The following is a 20,856-nucleotide window of genomic DNA, read 5'->3' as shown; positions in this document are numbered from 1 at the left end:
CGGGATGGTGCGCCGGCCGGCTTTCATTCGATTCAACGAGTTCGCATCCCATGATCCACGACTTCCGGCGCCATGCCATCGGCATCGCCGTCCTTTCCTTCGCCTCGATCCTCGGCGCCAGCGCCCTGGCCCAGAACCGGGCCGCGACGCCGACCCTGAGCGAGGTCACCGTCACCGGCAATCCGCTGGGCGCAACCGACCTCATCGCGCCGACCACGACGCTGCAGCGCGACGAGCTCCTGCTGCGGTCGCAGTCCACGCTGGGCGAGACGCTCGACGGCGTTCCCGGCGTCGCCAGCAGCTACTTCGGCCCCAATGCCAGCCGGCCCGTCATCCGTGGGCTGGACGGCGACCGCATCCGCATCCTGCAGAACGGCGGCGCCGCGCCCGACGCCTCGGCGCTGAGCTACGACCACGCGGTGCCGGTCGACGCGCTGGTGACCGAGCGCATCGAGGTGCTGCGCGGCCCTTCGGCACTGCAGTACGGCGGCAGCGCCATCGGCGGCGTGGTCAACGTCATCGACAACCGCATCCCGACCGAGCCGCTCGACGGCTTCGGCGGCCGGGCCGACGCGGGCTACGCCAGCGGCAGCAACGAGAAGAGCGGCGGCGTGGTGCTCGAAGGCGGCGACGACCGCTACGCCCTGCACGTCGACGCCTTCGACCGCCGCTCGGACGACGTGCGCGTGCCGATCGAGCTCGACTGCGAGAAGCCCGGCGCGCCCGGTCTCGCGCGGCGCATCTGCAACTCGCAGAACCGCGCCAGCGGCGGCGCCGTCGGCGGCACGCTGTTCCTCGACCGCGGCTGGATCGGCGCGTCCGCCAGCACCTATCGCAGCGACTACGGCACGGTCGCCGAGCCCGACGTCACCATCGGCATGAAATCCGACCGCTACGCGCTGGAGGGCGAGTGGCGTCCGGGCGGCTTCTTCACCAGCGTCCACGCCAAGTTCGGCCACACCGACTACCGCCACACCGAGTACGAAGGCGCCATCGCCGGCACCACCTTCGCCAGCCTGAGCGACGACCTGCGCGTCGAGGCGCGCCACCGGAGGATCGGCAGCCTCGAAGGCCTGATCGGGTTCACGAGCGAGCGCAACCGCTTCTCCGCCGATGGCGAGGAGGCCTTCGCGCCGCACAGCCGCACGCGTTCGGACGCGCTCTTCCTGCACGAGGAACTGGGCATGCCCTGGGGCCGCCTGAGCTTCGGCGCCCGCACCGAGCGCGTGCGGGTGGCGTCGCTGGGCTATCCGGACGATCCGTCGATCGATCGCTTCTTCGTCGGCACGCGCCGCTTCGATCCGCACAGCGCGGCCTTCGGCGCGCTGGTCGATGTCGCGCCGCAATGGCAGCTGACGTCGAACCTGGCCTATACCGAGCGAGCGCCCAAGGACTACGAGCTGTTCGCCAACGGCCCGCACGTGGCGACGGCGGCCTGGGAGGTCGGCAATCCCGCCCTCGACAAGGAGAAGTCGCTCGGGCTGGACCTGGGCGCGCAGTGGAAGTCCGGTCCGAACAACGCCCGCGTGAACGCCTACGTGACGCGCTTTCGCAACTACATCGGCCTGAACGCCACCGGCAACCTGCTCGACGGGGAGGGTGCGCCCGCGGCGCCGGGCACCGGCGAGACCCTGGCCGAGTACGTCTACGGCAACACGCGCGCGCGCTTCACCGGCATCGAGGCGAGCGGCAACTGGCGGCTGCTCGGTCGCGAGGGCTTCGCGCGCACGGCCGACGGGTCCACGCTCGACCTGCTCTGGCGCGGCGACCTGGTGCGCGCCACCGACACCGATACCGGCCAGGCCCTGCCGCGCATCGCACCGGTGCGCGTGGGCGCCAGCCTGGCCTGGGCCCGCGGGCCATGGTCGGCGCGGGCCGGCTTCGACCATCACGCGGCGCAGAACCGCGTGCCCGACGTCGGCGCCCGGGCGACCGAGGCCTACACGCTGTGGAACGCCGCGCTGGCCTACCGCATGAAGGTGCAGGCCGCCAACCTCACCTGGTACGCACGGCTGGACAACATCGGCAACCGGCTCGCCTACAGCGCGACGTCGATCCTGACGACCACCGTCTACCCGGCCGCGCCGTTGCCGGGGCGGTCGTTGAAGGTCGGCTTGCGCGTGACCTTCTGACGCCCGGCGGGACCGGGGAGGAAATCCTTGCGCGGAGGGCGCGAGACGCCGAGCCGCTATGCTCCTCCGCGTGAATTTTTCCGTCGTCATTCCCCAGCACTCCGCCGTCCTCGCGATGACGCCGGGGCGCCTGCCAAGCATCCGGTCGGCAGCCACCGGGGCGGGCGCATGCCGATGAGGACCGGTGTCGGAGCGCGTCTGCCGCGTCAACTCTACCTGCCGCGCATCCTCGGTTGCGGGCTGGGTGGGTTGGGCATGGCCGCCGCGCTGCGCGAGGGCACGGCACCGGGATGGATCTGGGGGTTCCTGGCGTTCGTCGCCCTGGTCTGGCCGCATGTCGCCTACCTGTGGGCGTCGCGCGCCGAATGGCCGGGACGTGCCGAGAAGCGCAACCTCATGATCGAGGCGCTGATGATCGGTGCCTCCGTCTGCGCCATCGGCGGCAACCTGGTGCCCAGCGCCATCGCGCTGGCGATCGTCTGCATGAACAACATGTCCGTCGGTGGCATGCGATTGTGCGGCTGGGGCCTCGTCGCGGCGGCGGCGGGTGCGTTCGCCATGGGAGCGCTGGTGCCGTTCCGGTTCTCCTCCGATTCCAGCATGCTGGTGCAGCTGGCCGTGGTGCCGGTGATGCTGATGTACCTGCCGGCCTTCGGCTGGACGACGAACCGGCTCTCGCAGACGCTGCACCGCAGCCGGGAGGCCCTGCGCCGGGCGAGCCAGATCGACGCCCTGTCGGGTCTCTACAACCGGCGTACCTTCGAAGTCGGTTTCCAGGCCACCTTCCAGGGGCTGGCCGCATCCGATGCCGGGACCGGCGTGCCGCCCGCACGGCGGGCCACCGCCCTGGTGCTGTGCGACGTCGATCACTTCAAGCGCATCAACGACGGTGCCGGACATGCCGCGGGCGACGCCGTCATCCGCAGCATCGGCGAGCGCCTGCGCACCCACGTCCAGTTGCCCCACGTCGCGGCGCGCTACGGCGGCGACGAGTTCGCCATGCTGCTGCTGGATCACGACGGCGACCAGGCGCGAGCGTTCATGGAGCGGCTGTGGTCGCGTCTGGGCGCCGAGGCGTCCGCGTCCGGGCCGGTGCCGGCGTTCACGATGAGCGCGGGCATCGCCTGTTTCGATGGCACGTTGGGAAGCGCCGACGAATGGATGGCGCGGGCCGACGAGGCGCTCTACGAAGTCAAGCGCCGCGAACGCGGTGGTGTGTGCGTCGCCCGGCAAGCGGCAGCTCGCCGGGTGCCGGGCGACGCGTCGGCATGAACCGGCCCGGGTGGCGCCGGCGAAACCATCAGGACATCCGCTTCGACGCGACGGGGCGATGGATCAGGGTTTCGAGCAGTCGACCCATGTCGTCCACTAGCGGCACGTAGTCGGGACTGTCGCCGAGCACGGCATTGATCGTCATGCCCGGTATCGCGGCATCGGCGGGGCTCTGCACGATGCCCAGGGCACCCGGCGTGCGATGGATGGCGCGCAGGCCCGCCGTGCCGTCGCGGCCGCGGCCGCTCATGACGATGCCGATCATGCGGGCGCCGTAGACCTGCGAGGCCGACGCGAACAGCAGGTCGCCCAGGTGGGTGTCGACGGTGGCCGGCGCGCGGTCGATCCTGAAGTGGCCCTCGGCGTCGACCGTCACGCCCTGCTGGCGAGGCGCCACGAAGACCCGTCCCGGCTCGACGCGGGCGCCATCGACGACATACGTCACCGGCACCGAGAGACCGCGCGCGATCTGGTCGAAGGTCAACGGCGCACCGTCGGCGGGCTCCTTGATGACCACGACGATGGCGGCCGGGATGCCCGCGCGCAAGGGGTGGAGCACGCGATGCAGATCGTCGAGACCTTCGCTGGACGCGGCGATGGCGACGAACTTCCATTCATTGGGCATGGTGACATTTCCGGTGATGTCTTGAAAGTCAGGAGGCGCCCGCACGGGCCGCGTGGCGACCGGCGCCAGACATCCGACCGGGGTCCGGGCTCCGATGGACGACCCGGGCGGCAAAGCGACCCATTGTGCGCGCGTCGGGACACCGGGCGGAAATTCAAATAGCGTCTTATGTCGTGCGCCGGGTTGTGGGCCCTGGCTCGAACGAATAGCATGGGCGCCCCGCCGGCCGGCCCGGCTCCTGGCCCTGGCGCAGGCACGGCGGACCCACCTTCCGAGATTTCCCATGACAAAGAGACCGTTCCTGCTCGCCGCGCTCGCCCTGGGCGCCGCCTTCACCGCCCCGGCCATCCTGGCCCAGGAGAACTACCCGACCAAGCCGGTGCGCATGATCGTGCCTTTCCCACCGGGCGGCGGCACCGACATCCTGGCGCGGCTGGTGGCCACCAAGCTCGGCGAGAGCGCCAAGTGGACCATCGTCGCCGACAACCGCGCCGGCGCCGGCGGCACCATCGGCATCGCCGAGGCCGCCAAGTCGCCGCCCACCGGCTACGACATGGTGATGGGGCAGAAGGACAACATGGTCGTGGCGCCCTGGCTCTACAAGCACCTGAGCTACGACCCGACGCGCGACCTGGTCGCCGTGGCGAGCGTCGCCTACACGCCGGTCATCATCGCCACCGGCGTCAACTCGCGCTTCAAGACCCTGGCCGACGTGGTCGCCGCCGCGCGCGCCACGCCCGATGCCGTCACCTACGGATCGCCCGGCAACGGCACCACGATCCACCTGGCGGGCGACCTCTTCGGCAAGGCGGCCAAGGTGTCGTTGCGCCACGTGCCGTACAAGGGTTCCGGTCCGGCCTTGATGGACGTGCTCGCGGGCAACGTCGACCTGCTGATGTCGTCGGTGCCCTCGGCCATGGGACAGATCAAGTCGGGCAAGCTGCGGCCGCTGGCCGTGACCTCGGGGACGCGCAGCAGCTCGCTGCCCGACGTGCCCACGGTGGCGGAGCTGGGCTATTCCGGCTTCGACGTCAGCACCTGGTACGGCATCTTCATGCCGGCGCGCACGCCCGCGGCGGTGGTCGACGTCGTCAACCACAAGGTCAACGAGCTGTTGGCCACGGCCGACATGAAGGCCGCCATCCAGGGCCAGGGCGCCGAGGCGCTGCCCATGACGTCGCAGCAGTTCCAGAAGGTGGTCGTCGACGACGTGCGCAAGTGGAAGGGCATCGTCGAGGCCTCGGGCGCGACGATCGAATAGTCCGTTTCGGAAGTGGGCGCGGGCATCGGCCTTGCTAGCGGTCGGTGGCATGGACCTCGCCCACCATTTCGATGCCGCGTCCCGGCTGAGCCCGAAGAGCGCGGCCATCGCCCTGCGATTGCTGGCGCGGATCGGCGCGGTGCTCGACCCGCAGGCGCGGGAGGCCCTCCACGACATGCTGACCGAGCAGTCCCGGCGCTCGGGCGCGTTCTCCGACAGCGACCTGATGGCGCTCATCGCGCACGACGAACCGGTGTCCGGACGGGGTTTCGTCTTCGAAACCATGCACCAGCGCACGGCCCGGCTGTGGACCGAGCGCGTGCTGGCCGACGGCTCGCTGCGCGCTGGGTCGCGCCGGATGCCGGACGGCCGGCGGTAGCCGGTCCGGCGTCGAAACGAGAAAGCGGCGCCGAGGAGGCCGTGCCGCTCATCGCACCGCGCAGGGCACGGGCGCCCCGGCGATGCCCGTGCCGATTCAGGCGGAGGCGGCTTCCAAGGCCGAGTTGAAGGTCGCGCTCGGACGCATGACGGCGGCGGTCTTGGCCGGGTCCGGACGGTAGTAGCCGCCGATGTCGACCGGCTGGCCCTGCACCGTCTTGAGTTCCTCGACGATCTTCTGCTCGTTCTTCGACAGCGACTCGGCCAGCGGCGCGAAGTGCGCCTGCAGGTCCTTGTCCTCGGTCTGCGCGGCCAGGGCCTGGGCCCAGTAGAGCGCGAGGTAGAAGTGGCTGCCGCGGTTGTCGAGCTCGCCGGTGCGGGTCGACGGGCCCTTGCCGTTGTCCAGCAGCATGCCGGTGGCGGTGTCGAGCGTCTCGGCCAGGATCTTGGCCTTCTGGTTGCCGGTCTTCTGGCCCAGGTCCTCCAGCGACACGGCCAATGCCAGGAACTCGCCCAGCGAATCCCAGCGCAGGTGGTTCTCTTCCACCAGCTGCTTGACGTGCTTGGGGGCCGAGCCGCCCGCGCCGGTCTCGAACATCGCGCCGCCGGCCATCAGCGGCACGATCGACAGCATCTTGGCGCTGGTGCCCAGCTCCATGATCGGGAACAGGTCGGTCAGGTAGTCGCGCAGGATGTTGCCGGTCACCGAGATGGTGTCCTTGCCGCGGATCACGCGCTCGAGCGTGTAGCGCATCGCGCGCACCTGCGACATGATCTGGATGTCCAGGCCCTTGGTGTCGTGGTCCTTCAGGTAGGTCTTGACCTTCTTGATGAGCTCGGCCTCGTGCGGGCGGTACTCGTCGAGCCAGAACACGGCCGGCATGCCCGAGAGGCGGGCGCGGTTGACGGCCAGCTTGACCCAGTCGCGGATCGGCGCGTCCTTGGTCTGGCACATGCGCCAGATGTCGCCCTGCTCGACGTTCTGCTCCAGCAGCACCTCGCCGGTGGCGAGGTCGACGATGCGGGCGACGCCGGCCTCGGGGATCTCGAAGGTCTTGTCGTGCGAGCCGTACTCCTCGGCCTTCTGCGCCATCAGGCCGACGTTGGGCACGGTGCCCATGGTGGCCGGGTCGAAGGCGCCGTTGGTCTTGCAGAAGTTGATCATCTCCTGGTAGATGCGGGCGAAGGTGCTCTCGGGCATCACGGCCTTGGTGTCCTTCGGACGGCCGTCCGGGCCCCACATCTTGCCGCCCTGGCGGATCATGGCCGGCATCGAGGCGTCGACGATCACGTCGTTGGGCGCGTGCAGGTTGGTGATGCCCTTGGCCGAGTCGACCATGGCGAGTTCGGGGCGGTGCTCGTGGCAGGCGTGCAGGTCCTTGACGATCTGGTCGCGCTGCGAGGTCGGCAGGTTCTCGATCTTGCTGTAGATGCTCGAGAGGCCGTTGTTGACGTTGACGCCGAGCTCGTCGAACAGCTTGCCGTGCTTGGCGAAGGCGTCCTTGTAGAAGATCTTCACGGCATGGCCGAACACGATGGGGTGCGACACCTTCATCATGGTCGCCTTCACGTGCAGCGAGAACATGACGCCGGTCTCGCGCGCGTCCTCCATCTGTTCCTCGTAGAACTTGCACAGGGCGTTCTTGCTCATGAACATGCTGTCGATCACCTCGGCGTCGAGCAGGGCGACCTTCTTCTTCAGCACGATGGTCTTGCCGCTCGTGGTGACGAGGTCCATCTGGACGTCGCGCGCCTTGTCGAGCGTCATGCTCTTCTCGCCGGCGTAGAAGTCGCCCCCGTGCATGTGCGAGACGTGGGTGCGCGAGGCCGGGCTCCACGGACTCATCGAGTGCGGGTTCTTGCGCGCGTTGCGCTTGACGGCGGCGGGGGCGCGGCGGTCGGAGTTGCCCTCGCGCAGCACCGGGTTGACGGCGCTGCCCAGGACCTTCGAGTACTTGGCCAGCACGGTCTTGTCCTCGTCGGTCTTCGGGTCCTCGGGCAGGTCGGGGATGTCGTAGCCGGCGGCCTGCAGTTCGCGGATGGTGGCCACGAGCTGGGGCACCGACGCGCTGATGTTGGGCAGCTTGATGATGTTGGTGTCGGGGAACTGCGTGAGGCGGCCGAGTTCGGCGAGGTTGTCCGGCACGCGCTGCGATTCGTTCAGGCGGTCCGGGAATTCGGCCAGGACGCGCGCGGCGACCGACACGTCGCTGGTGACGACGTCGATGCCCGCCGCCTTGGCGAAGGTCTGGATCACGGGCAGCAGCGAGGCCGTTGCCAGCAGAGGCGCCTCGTCCGTCAGGGTGTAGATGATCTTCGATGTTTCAGCAGTCATGGAGGGACCTTTCGTATGGATGGGGAGCTCGCCCGCGACGGTGAGGGCGATCGGCGGCGCGCGTGCGTGCGGTCGGCGGCACGCAAGTCGCGGGCCGCTTTCTCGGTGAGCCGGAGGTGTCGACGGACGTTGTCAATCGGCCGGCGCCGCGTCGCAGCCATTATTCCAGCAGTCGTGCGCGTCCCCGGCGTTTCGTGTGGAAATGCCCGGCGCCGGCAGAATCGTCGGCCATGGAATTCGACTTCGCGACCGTGCTCCTCAACGACCTCGACGGTCCCTTCGTGGTGGAGATCGTCTTCCGCACGATCGTCATGTTCGTCGTCATCCTGACCTTCCTGCGGCTGTCCGGGAAGAAGGGCGTGCGCCAGCTGTCGATCTTCGAGGTGGCGATCATCATCGGGCTCGGCTCGGCCGCGGGCGACCCGATGTTCAACCGGGACCACGGCATCGTGCCGGCGCTGCTGGTGTTCGCCTGCATCCTGGCCTTCTACCGGGGCATCACGTGGGCCGCCGCGCGCAGCGAACGCATCGAGAGCCTGCTCGAAGGCGATCCGGTCCATGTCATCGAGGACGGGGAGTTCGTGCTCTCGGAAGCCAACCAGCGTCTCTACGCCAAGGACGAGTTCTTCTCCGAGATGCGGCAGCAGTCGATCGAGCACGTCGGCCAGGTCCGCCTCGCCATCCTCGAGACCACGGGCAGCATGAGCTTCTTCTACTTCGACGACGACGAGGTGAAGCCGGGGCTGCCCGTCACGCCCAGGCCCTATGGGAAGCGGCGCCGCGTCCTCGACGCCCCGGGCGAGTTCGCCTGCACCGGCTGCGCCCGCGTGACGCGCATCGAGGCGGCCACGCACACCTGCGAGCGTTGCGGGCATGGGGAGTGGGTGGAGGCGATGGCGTCCAGGCGCATCGGTTGAATCAGGGTCGCGCAGGTCGCTCGCCGCCTGCCCGGGCAGGCGCAGGGGCGGCTCCTTCCGCAAACATAAAATAGGATTCATTCTCATTACCGATCGATCGTCCGCATGCCCGCTGCCGCCCGTCAACACGTCGAGGTTCTCTACCGCGACCACCACGCGTGGCTGCAAGCCTGGCTGGCCCGCAAGCTCGGCAATCCGTGCGAGGCATCGGATCTGACGCATGACGCCTTCGTCAACCTCATCAGGGCCGGGCAGGCGGGACGCCTGCAGGAACCGCGCGCGTACCTGATCACCCTGGCCCGGCGACTGCTCTGCAACCTCTGGCGCCGGCGCGACCTGGAACAGGCCTGGCTCGCTGCGCTGGCCACGCTGCCGGAGGACGTCGCGCCCTCACCGGAAGATTACGCCTTGGTGCGCGAGGCCGTGGAGACCGTCGACCGATGGCTGTCCGGCATGGCACCGAAAGTGCGCGAGGCCTTCCTGCTGCGGCGGCTCGACGGGATGAAGCATTCCGAGATCGCGCAGGCGATGAACGTCTCCCAGGCCTCGGTGGAGCGCTACCTCCGGCAGGCCTTGCTGCACCTGTGCATACTGCCGGCAGGCGCCGATCGCCCATGAACGTCACGGTGCCCGAGCGGGCCCTGGCGCAAGCCATCGAGTGGCGCGTGCGCCTCGATGCCGATCCCGTCGGGACGGACACCGAACGCGCCTTCGAGCGCTGGCTCCGGCAGGCGCCTGTCCACGGTCAGGCCTGGTCGGTGCTGCACGCCCGCCTGGAAGGACTGGACGCGGAGTTGATGCAGATCCGCCAATGCGACCCACCGACCGGCATCGCCAGCCGGCGGACGCTGCTGGCGCCGGTGCCGCGCACGACCCGGCGTCGTCGCGTGCTGGCCGGCGGCGCCACCGGACTGATGGCCGCCACCGTCTCCGCCTGGTGGGTCGATCGCCACACGCCCCTGGCCACCCTGAGCGCCGACCTGCGCACCGGCACCGGGCGGCGCTTGTCGCATCGCCTGGCCGACGGCAGCGACATCACCCTGGACGCACGCTCCGCCGTCGACATCGTCTATGGCGCTCGCCAGCGACTCGTGTGGCTGCGCGAAGGGGCCGTGTCGGTGCGTGTGGAGGCCGACGCCGTCGCCCGGCCTTTCGTCGTGCGGAGCGCGCAAGGCACGGTGCGCGCGCTCGGCACGCGCTTCATGGTGCGCCAAGGCAGCGACAGCAGCCTGGTCCACGTGATGGAGCACCGCGTGCGCGTGGCCCTGCGTTCCGGCGACGAACGGATGCTGCGGGCCGGGGAGAGCGCTCGCCTGTCCGATGGCGCCATCGAGCCGGTGGACACCTCGGCCATGACGCCGGACGGCTGGGCCGATGGCGCGATCGAGGTGAAGGACGCTTCCCTGGGCGAGGTGCTGGCCGCGTTGCGGCCCTACAGCGCGGCGGTGATCCGGGTCGGTCCCGCGGCGGCGCAGCTGCGCGTCTTCGGCGTCTTCGCGCTGGACCGGCCGGAGTCGGTCCTGCAGACCCTGGTCGACACCCATCCGATCGACGTGCGGCACTGGGGCCGTTGGCTGATCACGGTGGATCTCAGGTCGCAGGCCTGAGACCGGTCGCGCAGGCCGCCGGGCAGGATGAGGGTTTCGGGCGTGCCCGCGTGTCAAGAGGGATGCAGCGCTGCAACAACGCCGCATCCACCTCACCCAAGGACCCCATGGCCGTCATCCACCGCGCATCCGTCTGGCGCACCCTCCCAAGTCCCCCGGGCATCCTGTCGCCCCTCGCCCTCGCCCTCGCGCTCGCGCTGGTCCCCGCCGACCGTGCCGCAGCGCAGACTCCGGCGGCACCGCCGGCCGGCGTGGTCGCGCAGGCCTGGAACCTGCCCGCCGGCGCATTGGACGACACCCTCGTGCGCATCGCGCGCCAGGGCGGCCGCAGCATCAGCGCCGACCCCGCGCTGCTGGCCGGCAAGCGCGCACCGGCCATCCGCGGCAGCCTCAGCGTCGAAGAGGCCGCGCGCCAGGCCCTGGCGGGCAGTGGCCTGCTGCTGGCACGCACCGCGGGCGGTGCCTTCACGGTGCTCGCGAGCGGCGTGCCGTCCGCAGCGCCGTCCGCGACGCCTGGCGCCGCCGCCGGTCTCGCCACCGGCGGGACGCTGTCGGAGGTGCGCGTGGAAGCCGAGGGCGAGCGCGACCGTCCCTCCGAAGGCACGGGCAGCTACGTGCCGCGCGGTCCCAGCGGCATGGCCACTGGCCTGGCCCTGAGCCTGCGCGACACGCCGCAATCGGTCAGCGTGATGACCAGGCAGCGCATGGAGGACGAGAACCTCACGTCGATCAACGAGGTGCTGGCGCGCACCCCCGGTGTCGCCACCTCGGCGCTCGGCACCGAACGCACCAACGCCAACGCGCGCGGCTACCCCATCACCAACTACCAGCTCGACGGCGTCAGCACGCACACAGAGTTCCTGGGCCTGGATGCGCTGCCCGCGCAGGGCATCGCCGACATGGCGCTGTACGACCGCGTCGAGGTGCTGCGCGGCGCCTCGGGGCTGACCACGGGCGCGGGCGATCCGTCGGGCATCGTGAACATGGTGCGCAAGAAGCCCGCCACCGGACGCCAGGGCACGGCGGAAGTCGCCGTCGGGTCGTGGAACCACCGGCGCGGCGTCGTCGACCTGTCGTCGCCGGTGAACGAATCGGGCAGCGTGCGCGCACGCCTGGTGGCGGTGCACCAGGAGGGCGACAGCCACATCGACTTCTACGGTCGCAAGAAGGACGTCGTCTACGGCGTGGTCGAGGCCGACCTGACCCGCACCCTGAAGCTCACCGCCGGCATTGACCACCAGAAGAGCAACTCGCGCGGCTCGATGGCCTACCTGGGCTTTCCGCTGATCAACGCCGCCGGAAGGCAGAACGACTTCCCCGTGTCCTTCAGCACCGCCAGCCGCGACAACCGCTTCGACACCCGCTCCACCCACGCCTTCGCCTCGCTCGAACAGGCCTTCGACAACGGCTGGAAGCTCAGGCTCGCCATGGACGGGCTGCGTTCGCGCCAGCGCGAGGACGCCACCTACCTGGCCGTCGGCGGCCTGTTCGACCCGGTCACCGGCGACGGCCTGACGCTCAACAGCGAACGGCGCGACTACCGGCTGGACAGCCGCACCGTCGACCTGAAGCTCGGTGGACCCTTCGCGTTGTTCGGCCGCCAGCACGAGGCCCTCGTGGGCATCGACCACACCGACTTCCGCAGCCTGACCACCGGCAGCTTCGACACCACCGGACTGCGCGATCTGCCGGTCAACATCCACCGCTGGGACAACCGCGGCAGCCCGGTCTTCGGGCCCGACTTCGTCACCTTCGACAGCACCCGCCGCCAGAAGAGCCTCTACGGCGCCGGCCGCTTCGAACTGGCCGACCGGTTGAAGCTGATCGCCGGTGGGAAGCTGATGGACTTCGACAGCGACTACGTCACCGACACCACCGGCGGCTACCACGCCGGCTATCCGGTGTCCGAGCGGCGCAAATTCACGCCCTATGGCGGCCTGGTGTACGACCTGGGTCCCGTGCACACGCTCTACGCCAGCTTTGCGACCATCTACGCACCGCAGAACGCCCAGGACCGCAACGGGGCGCAATTGGCCCCGACCTCGGGCAACACCTACGAGGCGGGCTTGAAGAGCGCCTGGCTCGACGGTCGGCTGACCACCAGCGCGGCGGCCTACCAGATCCGCCAGGACAACGTGGCCGAGGCCGACAACGGCTACGTCGTGCCCGGTACCACCAACACCGCGTCGCGCGCCATCGAGGGTGTGAGGACGCAGGGCGTGGACCTGGAGATCAACGGCGCTCTGGCGCGTGGCTGGAACATGTCGGCCTCCTACAACCACAGCCAGTCCGAGGATGCGACCGGTGCGCGTGTCAACACGACCTTCCCCAAGCAGATGGTCCGGCTGTGGACCACGTGGCGCGCGCCAGGCGACTGGAGCCGGCTGACCCTGGGTGGCGGCGTGGACTGGAACAGCGGCATCCGCTACGACATCGACGCCTGGCAGATCGAGCGCACGGTGACCGTGCGCCAGAAGGCCTACGCCGTGGCCGGCTTGATGGCGAGGTACGACGTGGACGACCGCCTGTCGGTCACGCTGAACGTGCGGAACGTCTTCGATCGGAAGTACATCGCCGCGATGTCGGGCTGGTGGAATTCGGGCATGTACGGTGCGCCGCGCAACGTGCAGGTGACGGCGCGCTACCGGTTCTGAGTCGGCGTCCGGACTGTTCCGCCCCATCCCACGGGCATGCCGGCCGTCACGCGAGCCGCGGCGTCTTTCTCGACGGTAGCGTGGACCCGCATCCCGGGCCGCCATGGGCCGCGTCGAGAACGCCGGAGCAGGGAAGGCCCACGCAGCGCGGACTCGCACGTCGCTGCTCGCTCGGCGATCGCATGGACCCGAACGCCGGCGGTCGCCGCAGCGCACGGCGCGACCGCAACGCAGACGGCCTGCGTGAAGACGGGAGGCTCGTTGCCGGCAGAGGGCCGGCCCTCGACATCGGCGACGCTCGACCACCAGCTCGGAGCGATCCCCGGCGGGTTCGCAGGAGGGCGCGAACAGGCGGCGGCCCGAGCGTCGAGGCGAAACGTCGAAGGAAACAAAAAAGCCTGCTACCGACGAGGTAGCAGGCTTTTCGACGCTGACGCGATGTTGGTGGTGGGCCCTGAGTGACTCGAACACTCGACCTACGGATTAAGAGTCCGCTGCTCTACCAACTGAGCTAAGAGCCCCTGAGTGACATTGATTGCTGTCATCAGGCAAGACCAAGATTATAGCCTGGAAAATTCCAGCTTGGCCAGGCTCGAGCCTTCACGCGACAGAAAAAGTAGAAAACCTGCCGCGACGCGCGCAAGGGTCATCGCACCGGGCGTGGTTCGGGCCCGGGATGGGCATCGATGAAGCGACGCTCCAGCAGCAGGTAAGAAAGCGCCGAGAGGGCCGTCGCCAGCACCACCGCCAGGCCCGCCAGCAGGGTGAACGCGGAAGGCGACAGGGCCGCGACGTCGAAGGCATGGGCATGGCAGAGACCGAACACCGCGAAGAACACCATCACGTGGAGCAGGTAGAGGCTGTAGCTGAGCATGCCGAGCGTCACGGCGCTGCGGCTCGACAGCACGCGGGGACGCGCGACGGCGACGCAGCCGAAGAGCGCCAGCACGTGCAGTCCCTGCAGGACGCGGTCCCGGTCGACCACCGCCCAGTTCAGCGCCATCGACGCGACGCACAGGCACAGGGCACCGCGTGCCGCGGCGCACTGGCCGGCCGTCGGCTGCAGGCGCGCGAGCGGCGAGGCGAGGGCGCCCAGCGCGAAGAACATCCACACGCCGAAGCCCTCGACGAGCATCAGCACCATCGCCACCAGGGCGATGGCGACGCTGCCCGGGGCCCTGCCCAGGCGAATCATCATGAACACCAGCGGCAGCACGACGTAGAAGCGCCATTCGAAGGCCAGGGTCCAGCTCATGCCCAGCAGGCGCGAGGTCTCGAACGCACCGACGCGCGGCAGGGAATAGAAGCCGAACGCCATCAGGCGGGGCATGGCGTCGAGGGCCGAGGCGACGAAGTGCCGGTCGACGCGCGAGAACAGCGCCGCGACGGCGATGGCCGTCAGCACGGCGACCGCGTAGGCCGGCACCAGCCGCTGGAGCCGCCGGACGAAGAACCGGAGCCAGTCGACGTCCCGCGCCGGCAGCAGCTTGTCGGCGAACAGGTAGCCGGTGATGCAGAAGAAGATCTGCACGCCGATGCGGCCGAGGTAGTCCAGCAGGCTCAGGGTCCGGGCGTCCAGGACGAAGCCGGTCGGCGCGAGCTGGAGGTTGCTCAGCACCAGCGGCGCGTGGTTGAGCATCACCAGCGCGACGGCCACGCCGCGCAGGCCGTCGAGCCAGCGGGTGCGCTGCTGCGTCGCGGCGGGCAGTCCCGGGGCACGCCGCGAGAGCAGCAGCGCCGATCCGAGCATCGCGGCCAAGAGGCATGCGAGCATCAGCAGGCTCCCGGCGAAGGGCAGGCTCGCCACGTCGGCGAGCGGCGGCCGCAGCACGTCGCCCGCCGTCATCGGCGCGCGCGACAGGTCGAGCGTCCGGGTCAGTGCCGTGCGCGCGGCGGCACCGGGCCACGGCGCGCCACCGTCGTCCCGGATGCATGCCGCGTGCGCGAAGGCATCGATGCAGGCATGGAAGTCGTTCATGTTCACCCCATCAGATGAGTCGCCCGCCGGCCTGGTCCGGATCGGGGTGCGTGCGCGCACGACGGCGCGGCGCATCACGTCGCGAAGCGGGTTTCGGGCTCAGGTTCTGTCGTGGCCGGGCACGGCCGACGGACCTCCGGAGGGCTTCGTGTCGATGCACACGGAAGCACGCGCGGATGTCGGCTCGGCGACCCGGACGGAAGGAAGCCGCCGGAGGACTCGATCTAGGGGGGTGTGACGGAGAAGAAGTGACCCAGCGGGAGTTCGCTGCCGCGGAACGCCACCGGATGGGCGCACAGGCGTTCGCAATCCGCGCGCAGGACGGCGTCCTGGGCGTGGCGGGATCGGGCGGGCCGGTGTCGCGTCATCGCGGGTGGGGGAGGGTCGGAGCGGTCGAGGCAGTCGGAAGAGGGGTCGGGCCGCCGCGTCAGGTGACGAGATCGGCGATGTTGGTCTCGGGGCTCTTGAAGGCGTCCGGGCTGCTCTTCTTCAGGCGCAGCTGGGCCGGGCGATAGGACGACTGGGTGAACACCTGGATCAGCATGCCCACGCCCTTGCGGAAGATCTTGTAGGGCGTCTTGGTCTTGAGCGCCGTGAGCACCAGGTGCATGCCGTTGCGCAGCTGCACCTGCGTGTTGCCCACCCGCTTGCCGTCGGTCAGCAGGCCGCCGTAGACGACCGTGCGTTCCGGGAAGTTCTCGAACAGCGCCGTCACCACCTTGACCTCGTCGAAGGGGTTGACGCCCTGCTTGGCGAAGCTGTCGTAGAGCGTGCCGGTGTAGAAGGCGCGCGTGTGCGTCATCGTGACCTCGTCGAGCACGGCCGCCTTGTACGCGGGGTCTTCCATGAGCAGCGCCCAGATGTGGTCGGCGCCCCAGCCGCAGACGTACTTCTCGATGATCGGCAGCAGCGTCTTCATGTACGAGGTCTTGATGCACGGCGACATGCATTCGAGATGGTTCGTGTAGCGCAGGCTGAAGCCCGGACACTGCATCAGCACCGGGTAGGAGACGAAGCTGTCCATCGACATCGCCGGCTGCGCGATCGTCAGGTCGTGCGCGACGGCCATCTCGAAGATCCGGTTGATGCCGCGCGCGGTCATCAGCAGGTCGTCGTCCGGCAGCATCACGTAGTCGTAGCGGTCGAGCAGCTCCGGGTGGGCGCGGAAGTGCCGCGCCAGGCTGTCCCACTTGGTGCCCTGGTCGACCACCGTGGGCAGGTCCACGGCGGCGATCTGGGCGGCGGTGTCGCCGTAGGCGTTGAGCTGCAGGTCCCAGGTGCGGGTGCACGAGGTGTCCTCGATCCAGGCCTTGTGCAGCGACTTGCCGCCCACGCGACCGATGACGAGAAAGCGCTTCGAGGTCTGCTGTGTCATGGTTTTCTCGTTTCCGTGGGGGTTCAGAAGAAGGCGGGCGTGTCCGCCTCGAGCAGCGGCCAGGCGGCATCCTTGTCGGAGATGCCGGTGACGGCCAGCGGCCAGGCGATGCCCAGGCGCGGGTCGGAGTAGCGCAGGCCCCATTCGGCCGCCGGCGTGTAGGGGGACGACACCAGGTAGCTGACCTCGACGTCCTCGGTCAGGGTCTGGAACGAGTGCGCGAAGCCCGGCGGCACGTAGAGCTCGCGGTGGTTGGTCGCGGTGAGTTCGAAGGCCTCGTGGCGCATGTACGTCGGCGAGCCGGCGCGCAGGTCGACAATGACGTCGACGATGGCGCCCTGGGTGCAGCGCACCAGCTTGGCTTCCGAGGCGTCGCCGCGCTGGAAGTGAAGGCCGCGCAGGGTGCCCTTGTCGGCGGAGAACGAGGTGTTCTGCTGCACGTAGCGCGTCACGAGGCCGTGCGCCTCGAACTCCTGGGTGCACATGGTGCGCGCGAAGAAGCCGCGCGCGTCGCCGCGCTTTTCCAGGTCGATGATCCAGGCGTCCTGGAGGGTGGTGGGGGTGAAGATCATGGGCGCTTCGAAAAATGAGGGGACTGCGACCGTCGGTCAGGCCGAGGCGGCCGCCGTGGCGGCGGCCGGTGCGAACGTGCGTTCCTGCTCGGCGTAGAGCGCGTCGATGGTGCGGCCGGCCGGAATCTCGATGTCGTCGAAGGTCAGCGCGGCGTCCTTGGCCACCGCCCGCACGACCTTGCAACCCACGGCCAGACCGATCGGCAGCAATGCTTCGCCGCGGATGGCTTCGATGTTCTCGGCCACGCCGTAGACCTCGTAGCCGCCCAGCTCGTCGATCAGGTCGCCCGGCGCCAGGTCCTTCTTGGCGACGGCGATGACGCCCACTTCCGGGCCGGCGAGCGGCGTCAGCACGGCGTCGTCGAACAGCACCGCGCGCGCCACCGAGGTCGGCACCTCGAAGTGGCAGAGGTGGTAGGGCGTGGAGAAGCAGTAGTACGGACCGGTGCCCAGCTTGTAGAGGTTCAGGTAGTGCTGCTGGCGCGGGTCGTCGTGCGTGGCCAGGACGAAGACGCCGGGGCCGGGACGCGCGCCCACCACGTAGTCGACGATGCCCGGGCCGCCCTTGTCGAGGTGCTCGGCGAAGGCGCCGATCGTCTCCTCCAGCGTCACCAGCGGCGCGCCGGGGTTGCCGCCGGAGAAGTCCGGGCCGAGCATGCCGCGCCGCGCGACCTTCATGCCGGTGCCGTTGGCCACGATGGCCTGCTCGAAGGAGATCTTGGTGCCGTCGGCGAACGAGGCCACCATGGCGGGCTTCTGGCCCCACTTCTCGGCGAACGCGCGCTGCGTCGTCGGGTTGCGGTAGGGGTCGTGCAGGCCCTTGATGTTGCCGCACAGCACCGGCTTGCAGCCCAGGCCCTCGACGAAGCGGTAGAGGTTCATCTGCACGCCGGGCTGGTCGCCGTCGGAGAAGGTGTAGACCACACCGCGCGCCTGGGCCTTCTGCTTGAGGATGGGGCCGACCGTGCCGTCGAGCTCGGCGTTCATCTGCACCACGTGCTTGCCTGACTCGATGGCGGCGAGCACCACGGTGGCGGCGTACTCGAGCGAGCCGGTCACCTCGATGATGGCGTCGAGGCCCGCCGCGCGCGCGAGCGCCACGGCGTCCTCGGTGACGGCCGGCGTGCCGGCGGCGATGGCCGCCTCGAGCTCGGCCTGGGTGTCGCAACGCACCGCCTCGACGTTCGCTTCCGCGTAGGCGCGCTGGGCCGGCTCGATGCGGCGGTTGGCGATGGCGCACAACCGCATGCCCGGCGTCGACGCGATGATCTGCAACGCGATCCCGCGCCCCTGGAAACCGGCGCCCACCAGGCCCACCTTGATGGGGTTGCCGGCGGCGGCGCGCTTCTTGAGCGCGGTGTCAACAATGATCATTCCAATTACTCCGTGAACCTCGATGCGATGCTTTGTTGTGGTAATACCGAAGTATTAGTCAGTCCAGACTTTCCAGGGTGCTGAGTTACCCTTGCCCCACAGGCCTTCGAGAACCTGCTTGTCGCGCAGCGAGTCCATGCTCTGCCAGTAGCCGGTGTGGTGGTAGCTCGCCAGCTTGCCCTGTTCCACCAGGCGCGCCATCGGTGCTTCCTCCCACATCTGGTGGTCGCCGTCGATGACGTCGAAGACCTCCGGTTCGCAGACGAAGAAGCCGCCGTTGATCAGGCCGCCGTCGGTGGCGCCCTTCTCGCGGAAGCCCTTGACGTTGCTGCCGTCGTCCGAGAGGTGCAGGGCGCCGTAGCGGCCGGGCTGCGTCACCGCGGTGAGCGTGCAGTGGGCGCCCGACTTCTCGTGGAAGGCCATGAGCTCGTGGATGTTCACGTCGGACACGCCGTCGCCGTAGGTCAGGCAGAAGCGCTCGCCGTCGAGGTACTTGCGGGCGCGCTTGATGCGCCCGGCGGTCATCGTCTCCAGCCCGGTGTCGAGCACGGTGACGCGCCAGTTCTCGCTGCGCGTCTCCAGCCAGTCGACCTTGCCAGTGCCCAGGTCGATGGTGAAGTCGGTGTCGCGGGCCTGGTGGCGCAGGAAGTACTCGCGGATCATGTCGACCTTGTAGCCGCCGAGCACCACGAAGTCGTTCAGGCCGTAGTGCGCGTACAGCTTCATGATGTGCCACATGATCGGCTTGCCGCCGACCTCGACCAGCGGCTTGGGCCGGATGGTCGTCTCTTCGCTCAGGCGGGTGCCGTAGCCCCCCGCCAGCAACACTACTTTCACCATCGTCGTTTCTCCTCGCGATGCGGTCCGGATCGGTCCGGCCGCAGACTCATGGGTGGGAAGGGCCCCGACGCGCGTCGGGGCGGCCGGCCGATGGGCCGGCGGCGAAAGCAGGGGACTTCAGGCGTCCAGGGCCTGCCACTCGAAGGCCTGGTTCAGGCGCTTCTCGTCGATGTGGCCCTGCAGGACGTTCAGGCGGATCAGCATCGACTTGCGGAAGTCGGCGTCGTCGAACTTCATGCGGCGCATGCCGGCGAGCAGGTTCTGGATCGACTGCGCCAGATCCACCTGGGGCTGGTGCTGGGGCGCGAGCGACTTGTAGAGCGCGAAGTCGACCTGGTAGGAGCGGCTGTCGGCCGGTGCGTCCAGGTTGATCGAGACCTTGGTGCCCGGCACGGCGTCGGCCACCGCCTTGGCGAGGTCGCGCACCTGGTAGTTGCATTCGTCGGCACCGGCGTTCACGGCCAGGTAGCGGCCGCCGTTGTCGGCGGGACGGGCGACGGCCCAGTCGATGGCGCGCGCCATGTCGGCCACGTCGATCAGCGGGCGCCACGGCGAGCCGTCCGACAGCACGGTGATCTCGCCCTGGCTCAGTGCGCAGGCGACGAAGTCGTTGAGCACCAGGTCGAGCCGCAGGCGGTCGGACATGCCGCAGGCCGTCGCGAAGCGCAGACAGGTGATGGTCATGCCGGTGTCGAGTTCGGCCAGCTCGCGCTCGGCGCCGATCTTCGACTTGGCATAGGCGGTGATCGGGTTGAGGTCGTCCGACTCCTTGCGCGGTCCGCCCAGGGCGATGCCGTAGACGCTGCAGCTGGAGGCAAAGACGTAGTTCTTCACGCCGGCGTCGGAGGCGGCCTTGGCGATCGACACGGCCGAGCCCTGGTTGATGTCCATCGTGGGCTTCTCGAAGCGATTGCCCATCGGATCGTTGGAGATCGCCGCGAGCTGCACGACGGCGTCGTAGCCCTTCAGGAATTCCGGCGCCAGATCGCGCACGTCGCCGTAGAACTGCTCGTCGAGGCTGCGTTCGGGCACGACGGTCGTGCCGGTGAGGCCGTGGGCGAAGTAAGCGTTGTCGTAGCCATGCAACACGGCATCGGCATGGGCGGCTCTCAGGTACTTCGAGACCACCGAGCCGACGTATCCCATGTTTCCGGTAATCAATATTTTCATGGTTTTCAATTTCGCTACGAGCAATACAATGGATGTATACCTAAGACCTCATTTAGAGGCTTTTTCTTAGGATACGGCACTTCGGTTTACAAAGCTCTCACCTCGTTTCCTACCGCCAGGAGCGGTCGGTCCGGATCGTCGCCGACATCGAGCGCCATGGCGGTTCGACTTTCGAGTTCCAGATCAATGTAAACCTTAAGTAATAATTGTGCCGAGAAACAGTCCAAGTGTCACCTTTTGTTTATGCGAGTTTGAGTTTTCTTGTTCAGGTTCGGTTCAAGTGTGAAATTTGACCGGTTTTCAAGGACTTTTCGATCCTGTCGAAAACGGTCGTCCACCGTCGGGAAGTCGTCGGCGGACGGAGAC

At 68.9% G+C, this 20,856-nt stretch carries 16 protein-coding genes and 1 tRNA gene; 8 read left to right on the top strand and 9 right to left on the bottom strand.

Going from position 1 to position 20,856, the window contains the following annotated elements:
* Positions 1 to 50: 50 nt before the first annotated feature.
* Positions 51 to 2,132 (top strand): TonB-dependent receptor, encoded by a 2,082-nt coding sequence (locus ABID77_RS06380; protein ID WP_429592455.1) that lies wholly within the window; start codon positions 51 to 53, stop codon positions 2,130 to 2,132.
* 174 nt (positions 2,133 to 2,306) lie between these two features.
* The gene (locus tag ABID77_RS06375) at positions 2,307 to 3,404 is read left to right on the top strand and encodes a diguanylate cyclase (protein ID WP_429592452.1); all 1,098 of its coding nucleotides are present in this window, start codon (positions 2,307 to 2,309) and stop codon (positions 3,402 to 3,404) included.
* A gap of 28 nt (positions 3,405 to 3,432) precedes the next feature.
* Here the strand turns inward: ABID77_RS06375 and ABID77_RS06370 are convergent, their stop codons facing one another.
* Positions 3,433 to 4,029: a chemotaxis protein CheB gene (locus tag ABID77_RS06370; protein ID WP_429592449.1), complete on the bottom strand. Its 597-nt coding sequence runs from the start codon at positions 4,027 to 4,029 to the stop codon at positions 3,433 to 3,435.
* A 283-nt stretch (positions 4,030 to 4,312) separates the two neighbouring features.
* Here ABID77_RS06370 and ABID77_RS06365 point away from each other — a divergent pair, with 283 nt between their 5' ends.
* Together ABID77_RS06365 and ABID77_RS06360 are read left to right on the top strand one after the other, a co-directional pair.
* The gene (locus ABID77_RS06365) at positions 4,313 to 5,290 is read left to right on the top strand and encodes a Bug family tripartite tricarboxylate transporter substrate binding protein (RefSeq protein WP_429592447.1); all 978 of its coding nucleotides are present in this window, start codon (positions 4,313 to 4,315) and stop codon (positions 5,288 to 5,290) included.
* Between the two features lie 49 nt (positions 5,291 to 5,339).
* Positions 5,340 to 5,669, top strand: a complete 330-nt coding sequence (locus ABID77_RS06360) for a hypothetical protein (RefSeq protein WP_429592444.1) — start codon at positions 5,340 to 5,342, stop codon at positions 5,667 to 5,669.
* Positions 5,670 to 5,765: 96 nt separating this feature from the next.
* Here the strand turns inward: ABID77_RS06360 and ABID77_RS06355 are convergent, their stop codons facing one another.
* The gene (locus ABID77_RS06355; protein WP_429592442.1) at positions 5,766 to 8,003 is read right to left on the bottom strand and encodes an NADP-dependent isocitrate dehydrogenase; all 2,238 of its coding nucleotides are present in this window, start codon (positions 8,001 to 8,003) and stop codon (positions 5,766 to 5,768) included.
* Positions 8,004 to 8,233: 230 nt separating this feature from the next.
* On the opposite strand from ABID77_RS06355, the gene ABID77_RS06350 reads away from it, so the two are divergent.
* The 4 genes from ABID77_RS06350 to ABID77_RS06335 all read left to right on the top strand — a co-directional run bounded on the left by ABID77_RS06350 (position 8,234) and on the right by ABID77_RS06335 (position 13,181).
* Positions 8,234 to 8,920, top strand: coding sequence for a DUF421 domain-containing protein (locus ABID77_RS06350; protein WP_429592439.1), 687 nt, complete (start codon positions 8,234 to 8,236; stop codon positions 8,918 to 8,920).
* 105 nt (positions 8,921 to 9,025) lie between these two features.
* On the top strand, positions 9,026 to 9,538 hold the full coding sequence (locus ABID77_RS06345) for a sigma-70 family RNA polymerase sigma factor (protein ID WP_429592436.1): 513 nt from the start codon (positions 9,026 to 9,028) through the stop codon (positions 9,536 to 9,538).
* A complete protein-coding gene (locus ABID77_RS06340; protein WP_429592434.1) occupies positions 9,535 to 10,527 on the top strand; it encodes a FecR family protein in 993 nt (330 codons plus the stop codon). Before ABID77_RS06345 ends, ABID77_RS06340 begins: the two co-directional genes overlap by 4 nt.
* 107 nt (positions 10,528 to 10,634) lie before the next feature.
* On the top strand, positions 10,635 to 13,181 hold the full coding sequence (locus ABID77_RS06335) for a TonB-dependent siderophore receptor (protein ID WP_429592431.1): 2,547 nt from the start codon (positions 10,635 to 10,637) through the stop codon (positions 13,179 to 13,181).
* 445 nt (positions 13,182 to 13,626) lie between these two features.
* Here ABID77_RS06335 and ABID77_RS06330 read toward each other — a convergent pair.
* The 7 genes from ABID77_RS06330 to ABID77_RS06300 all read right to left on the bottom strand — a co-directional run bounded on the left by ABID77_RS06330 (position 13,627) and on the right by ABID77_RS06300 (position 20,490).
* Positions 13,627 to 13,702: transfer RNA gene (locus tag ABID77_RS06330), tRNA-Lys, on the bottom strand.
* Between the two features lie 125 nt (positions 13,703 to 13,827).
* On the bottom strand, positions 13,828 to 15,159 hold the full coding sequence (locus ABID77_RS06325) for an acyltransferase family protein (RefSeq protein ID WP_429592428.1): 1,332 nt from the start codon (positions 15,157 to 15,159) through the stop codon (positions 13,828 to 13,830).
* Between the two features lie 427 nt (positions 15,160 to 15,586).
* Positions 15,587 to 16,534, bottom strand: coding sequence for a DUF707 domain-containing protein (locus ABID77_RS06320; protein WP_429592425.1), 948 nt, complete (start codon positions 16,532 to 16,534; stop codon positions 15,587 to 15,589).
* A 23-nt stretch (positions 16,535 to 16,557) separates the two neighbouring features.
* Positions 16,558 to 17,106, bottom strand: coding sequence for a dTDP-4-dehydrorhamnose 3,5-epimerase (gene rfbC / locus ABID77_RS06315; RefSeq protein ID WP_429592422.1), 549 nt, complete (start codon positions 17,104 to 17,106; stop codon positions 16,558 to 16,560).
* Positions 17,107 to 17,142: 36 nt separating this feature from the next.
* Positions 17,143 to 18,480, bottom strand: a complete 1,338-nt coding sequence (locus tag ABID77_RS06310; RefSeq protein ID WP_429592419.1) for an NAD(P)H-dependent oxidoreductase — start codon at positions 18,478 to 18,480, stop codon at positions 17,143 to 17,145.
* A gap of 54 nt (positions 18,481 to 18,534) precedes the next feature.
* A complete protein-coding gene (gene rfbF, locus ABID77_RS06305) occupies positions 18,535 to 19,320 on the bottom strand; it encodes a glucose-1-phosphate cytidylyltransferase (RefSeq protein WP_429592417.1) in 786 nt (261 codons plus the stop codon).
* Positions 19,321 to 19,437: 117 nt separating this feature from the next.
* Positions 19,438 to 20,490 (bottom strand): NAD-dependent epimerase/dehydratase family protein, encoded by a 1,053-nt coding sequence (locus ABID77_RS06300; RefSeq protein WP_429592414.1) that lies wholly within the window; start codon positions 20,488 to 20,490, stop codon positions 19,438 to 19,440.
* Positions 20,491 to 20,856 lie beyond the last annotated feature (366 nt).

The sequence above is a fragment of the Variovorax sp. PvP013 genome, from assembly GCF_050435945.1.
In the GTDB taxonomy this organism is placed as follows: domain Bacteria; phylum Pseudomonadota; class Gammaproteobacteria; order Burkholderiales; family Burkholderiaceae_C; genus Variovorax.
This window is presented reverse-complemented; position numbering and strand designations above follow the sequence as displayed.

Bases quoted from the DNA above. Each gene is read 5' to 3' on its own strand.
- ABID77_RS06360 (WP_429592444.1), top strand. From the start codon at position 5,340: ATGGACCTCGCCCACCATTTCGATGCCGCGTCCCGGCTGAGCCCGAAG.
- ABID77_RS06355 (WP_429592442.1), bottom strand. From the start codon at position 8,003: ATGACTGCTGAAACATCGAAGATCATCTACACCCTGACGGACGAGGCG.
- rfbF (WP_429592417.1), bottom strand. From the start codon at position 19,320: ATGGTGAAAGTAGTGTTGCTGGCGGGGGGCTACGGCACCCGCCTGAGC.
- rfbC (WP_429592422.1), bottom strand. From the start codon at position 17,106: ATGATCTTCACCCCCACCACCCTCCAGGACGCCTGGATCATCGACCTG.
- ABID77_RS06345 (WP_429592436.1), top strand. From the start codon at position 9,026: ATGCCCGCTGCCGCCCGTCAACACGTCGAGGTTCTCTACCGCGACCAC.
- ABID77_RS06370 (WP_429592449.1), bottom strand. From the start codon at position 4,029: ATGCCCAATGAATGGAAGTTCGTCGCCATCGCCGCGTCCAGCGAAGGT.
- ABID77_RS06300 (WP_429592414.1), bottom strand. From the start codon at position 20,490: ATGAAAATATTGATTACCGGAAACATGGGATACGTCGGCTCGGTGGTC.
- ABID77_RS06335 (WP_429592431.1), top strand. From the start codon at position 10,635: ATGGCCGTCATCCACCGCGCATCCGTCTGGCGCACCCTCCCAAGTCCC.
- ABID77_RS06365 (WP_429592447.1), top strand. From the start codon at position 4,313: ATGACAAAGAGACCGTTCCTGCTCGCCGCGCTCGCCCTGGGCGCCGCC.
- ABID77_RS06320 (WP_429592425.1), bottom strand. From the start codon at position 16,534: ATGACACAGCAGACCTCGAAGCGCTTTCTCGTCATCGGTCGCGTGGGC.
- ABID77_RS06325 (WP_429592428.1), bottom strand. From the start codon at position 15,159: ATGAACGACTTCCATGCCTGCATCGATGCCTTCGCGCACGCGGCATGC.
- ABID77_RS06380 (WP_429592455.1), top strand. From the start codon at position 51: ATGATCCACGACTTCCGGCGCCATGCCATCGGCATCGCCGTCCTTTCC.
- ABID77_RS06350 (WP_429592439.1), top strand. From the start codon at position 8,234: ATGGAATTCGACTTCGCGACCGTGCTCCTCAACGACCTCGACGGTCCC.
- ABID77_RS06310 (WP_429592419.1), bottom strand. From the start codon at position 18,480: ATGATCATTGTTGACACCGCGCTCAAGAAGCGCGCCGCCGCCGGCAAC.
- ABID77_RS06375 (WP_429592452.1), top strand. From the start codon at position 2,307: ATGAGGACCGGTGTCGGAGCGCGTCTGCCGCGTCAACTCTACCTGCCG.
- ABID77_RS06340 (WP_429592434.1), top strand. From the start codon at position 9,535: ATGAACGTCACGGTGCCCGAGCGGGCCCTGGCGCAAGCCATCGAGTGG.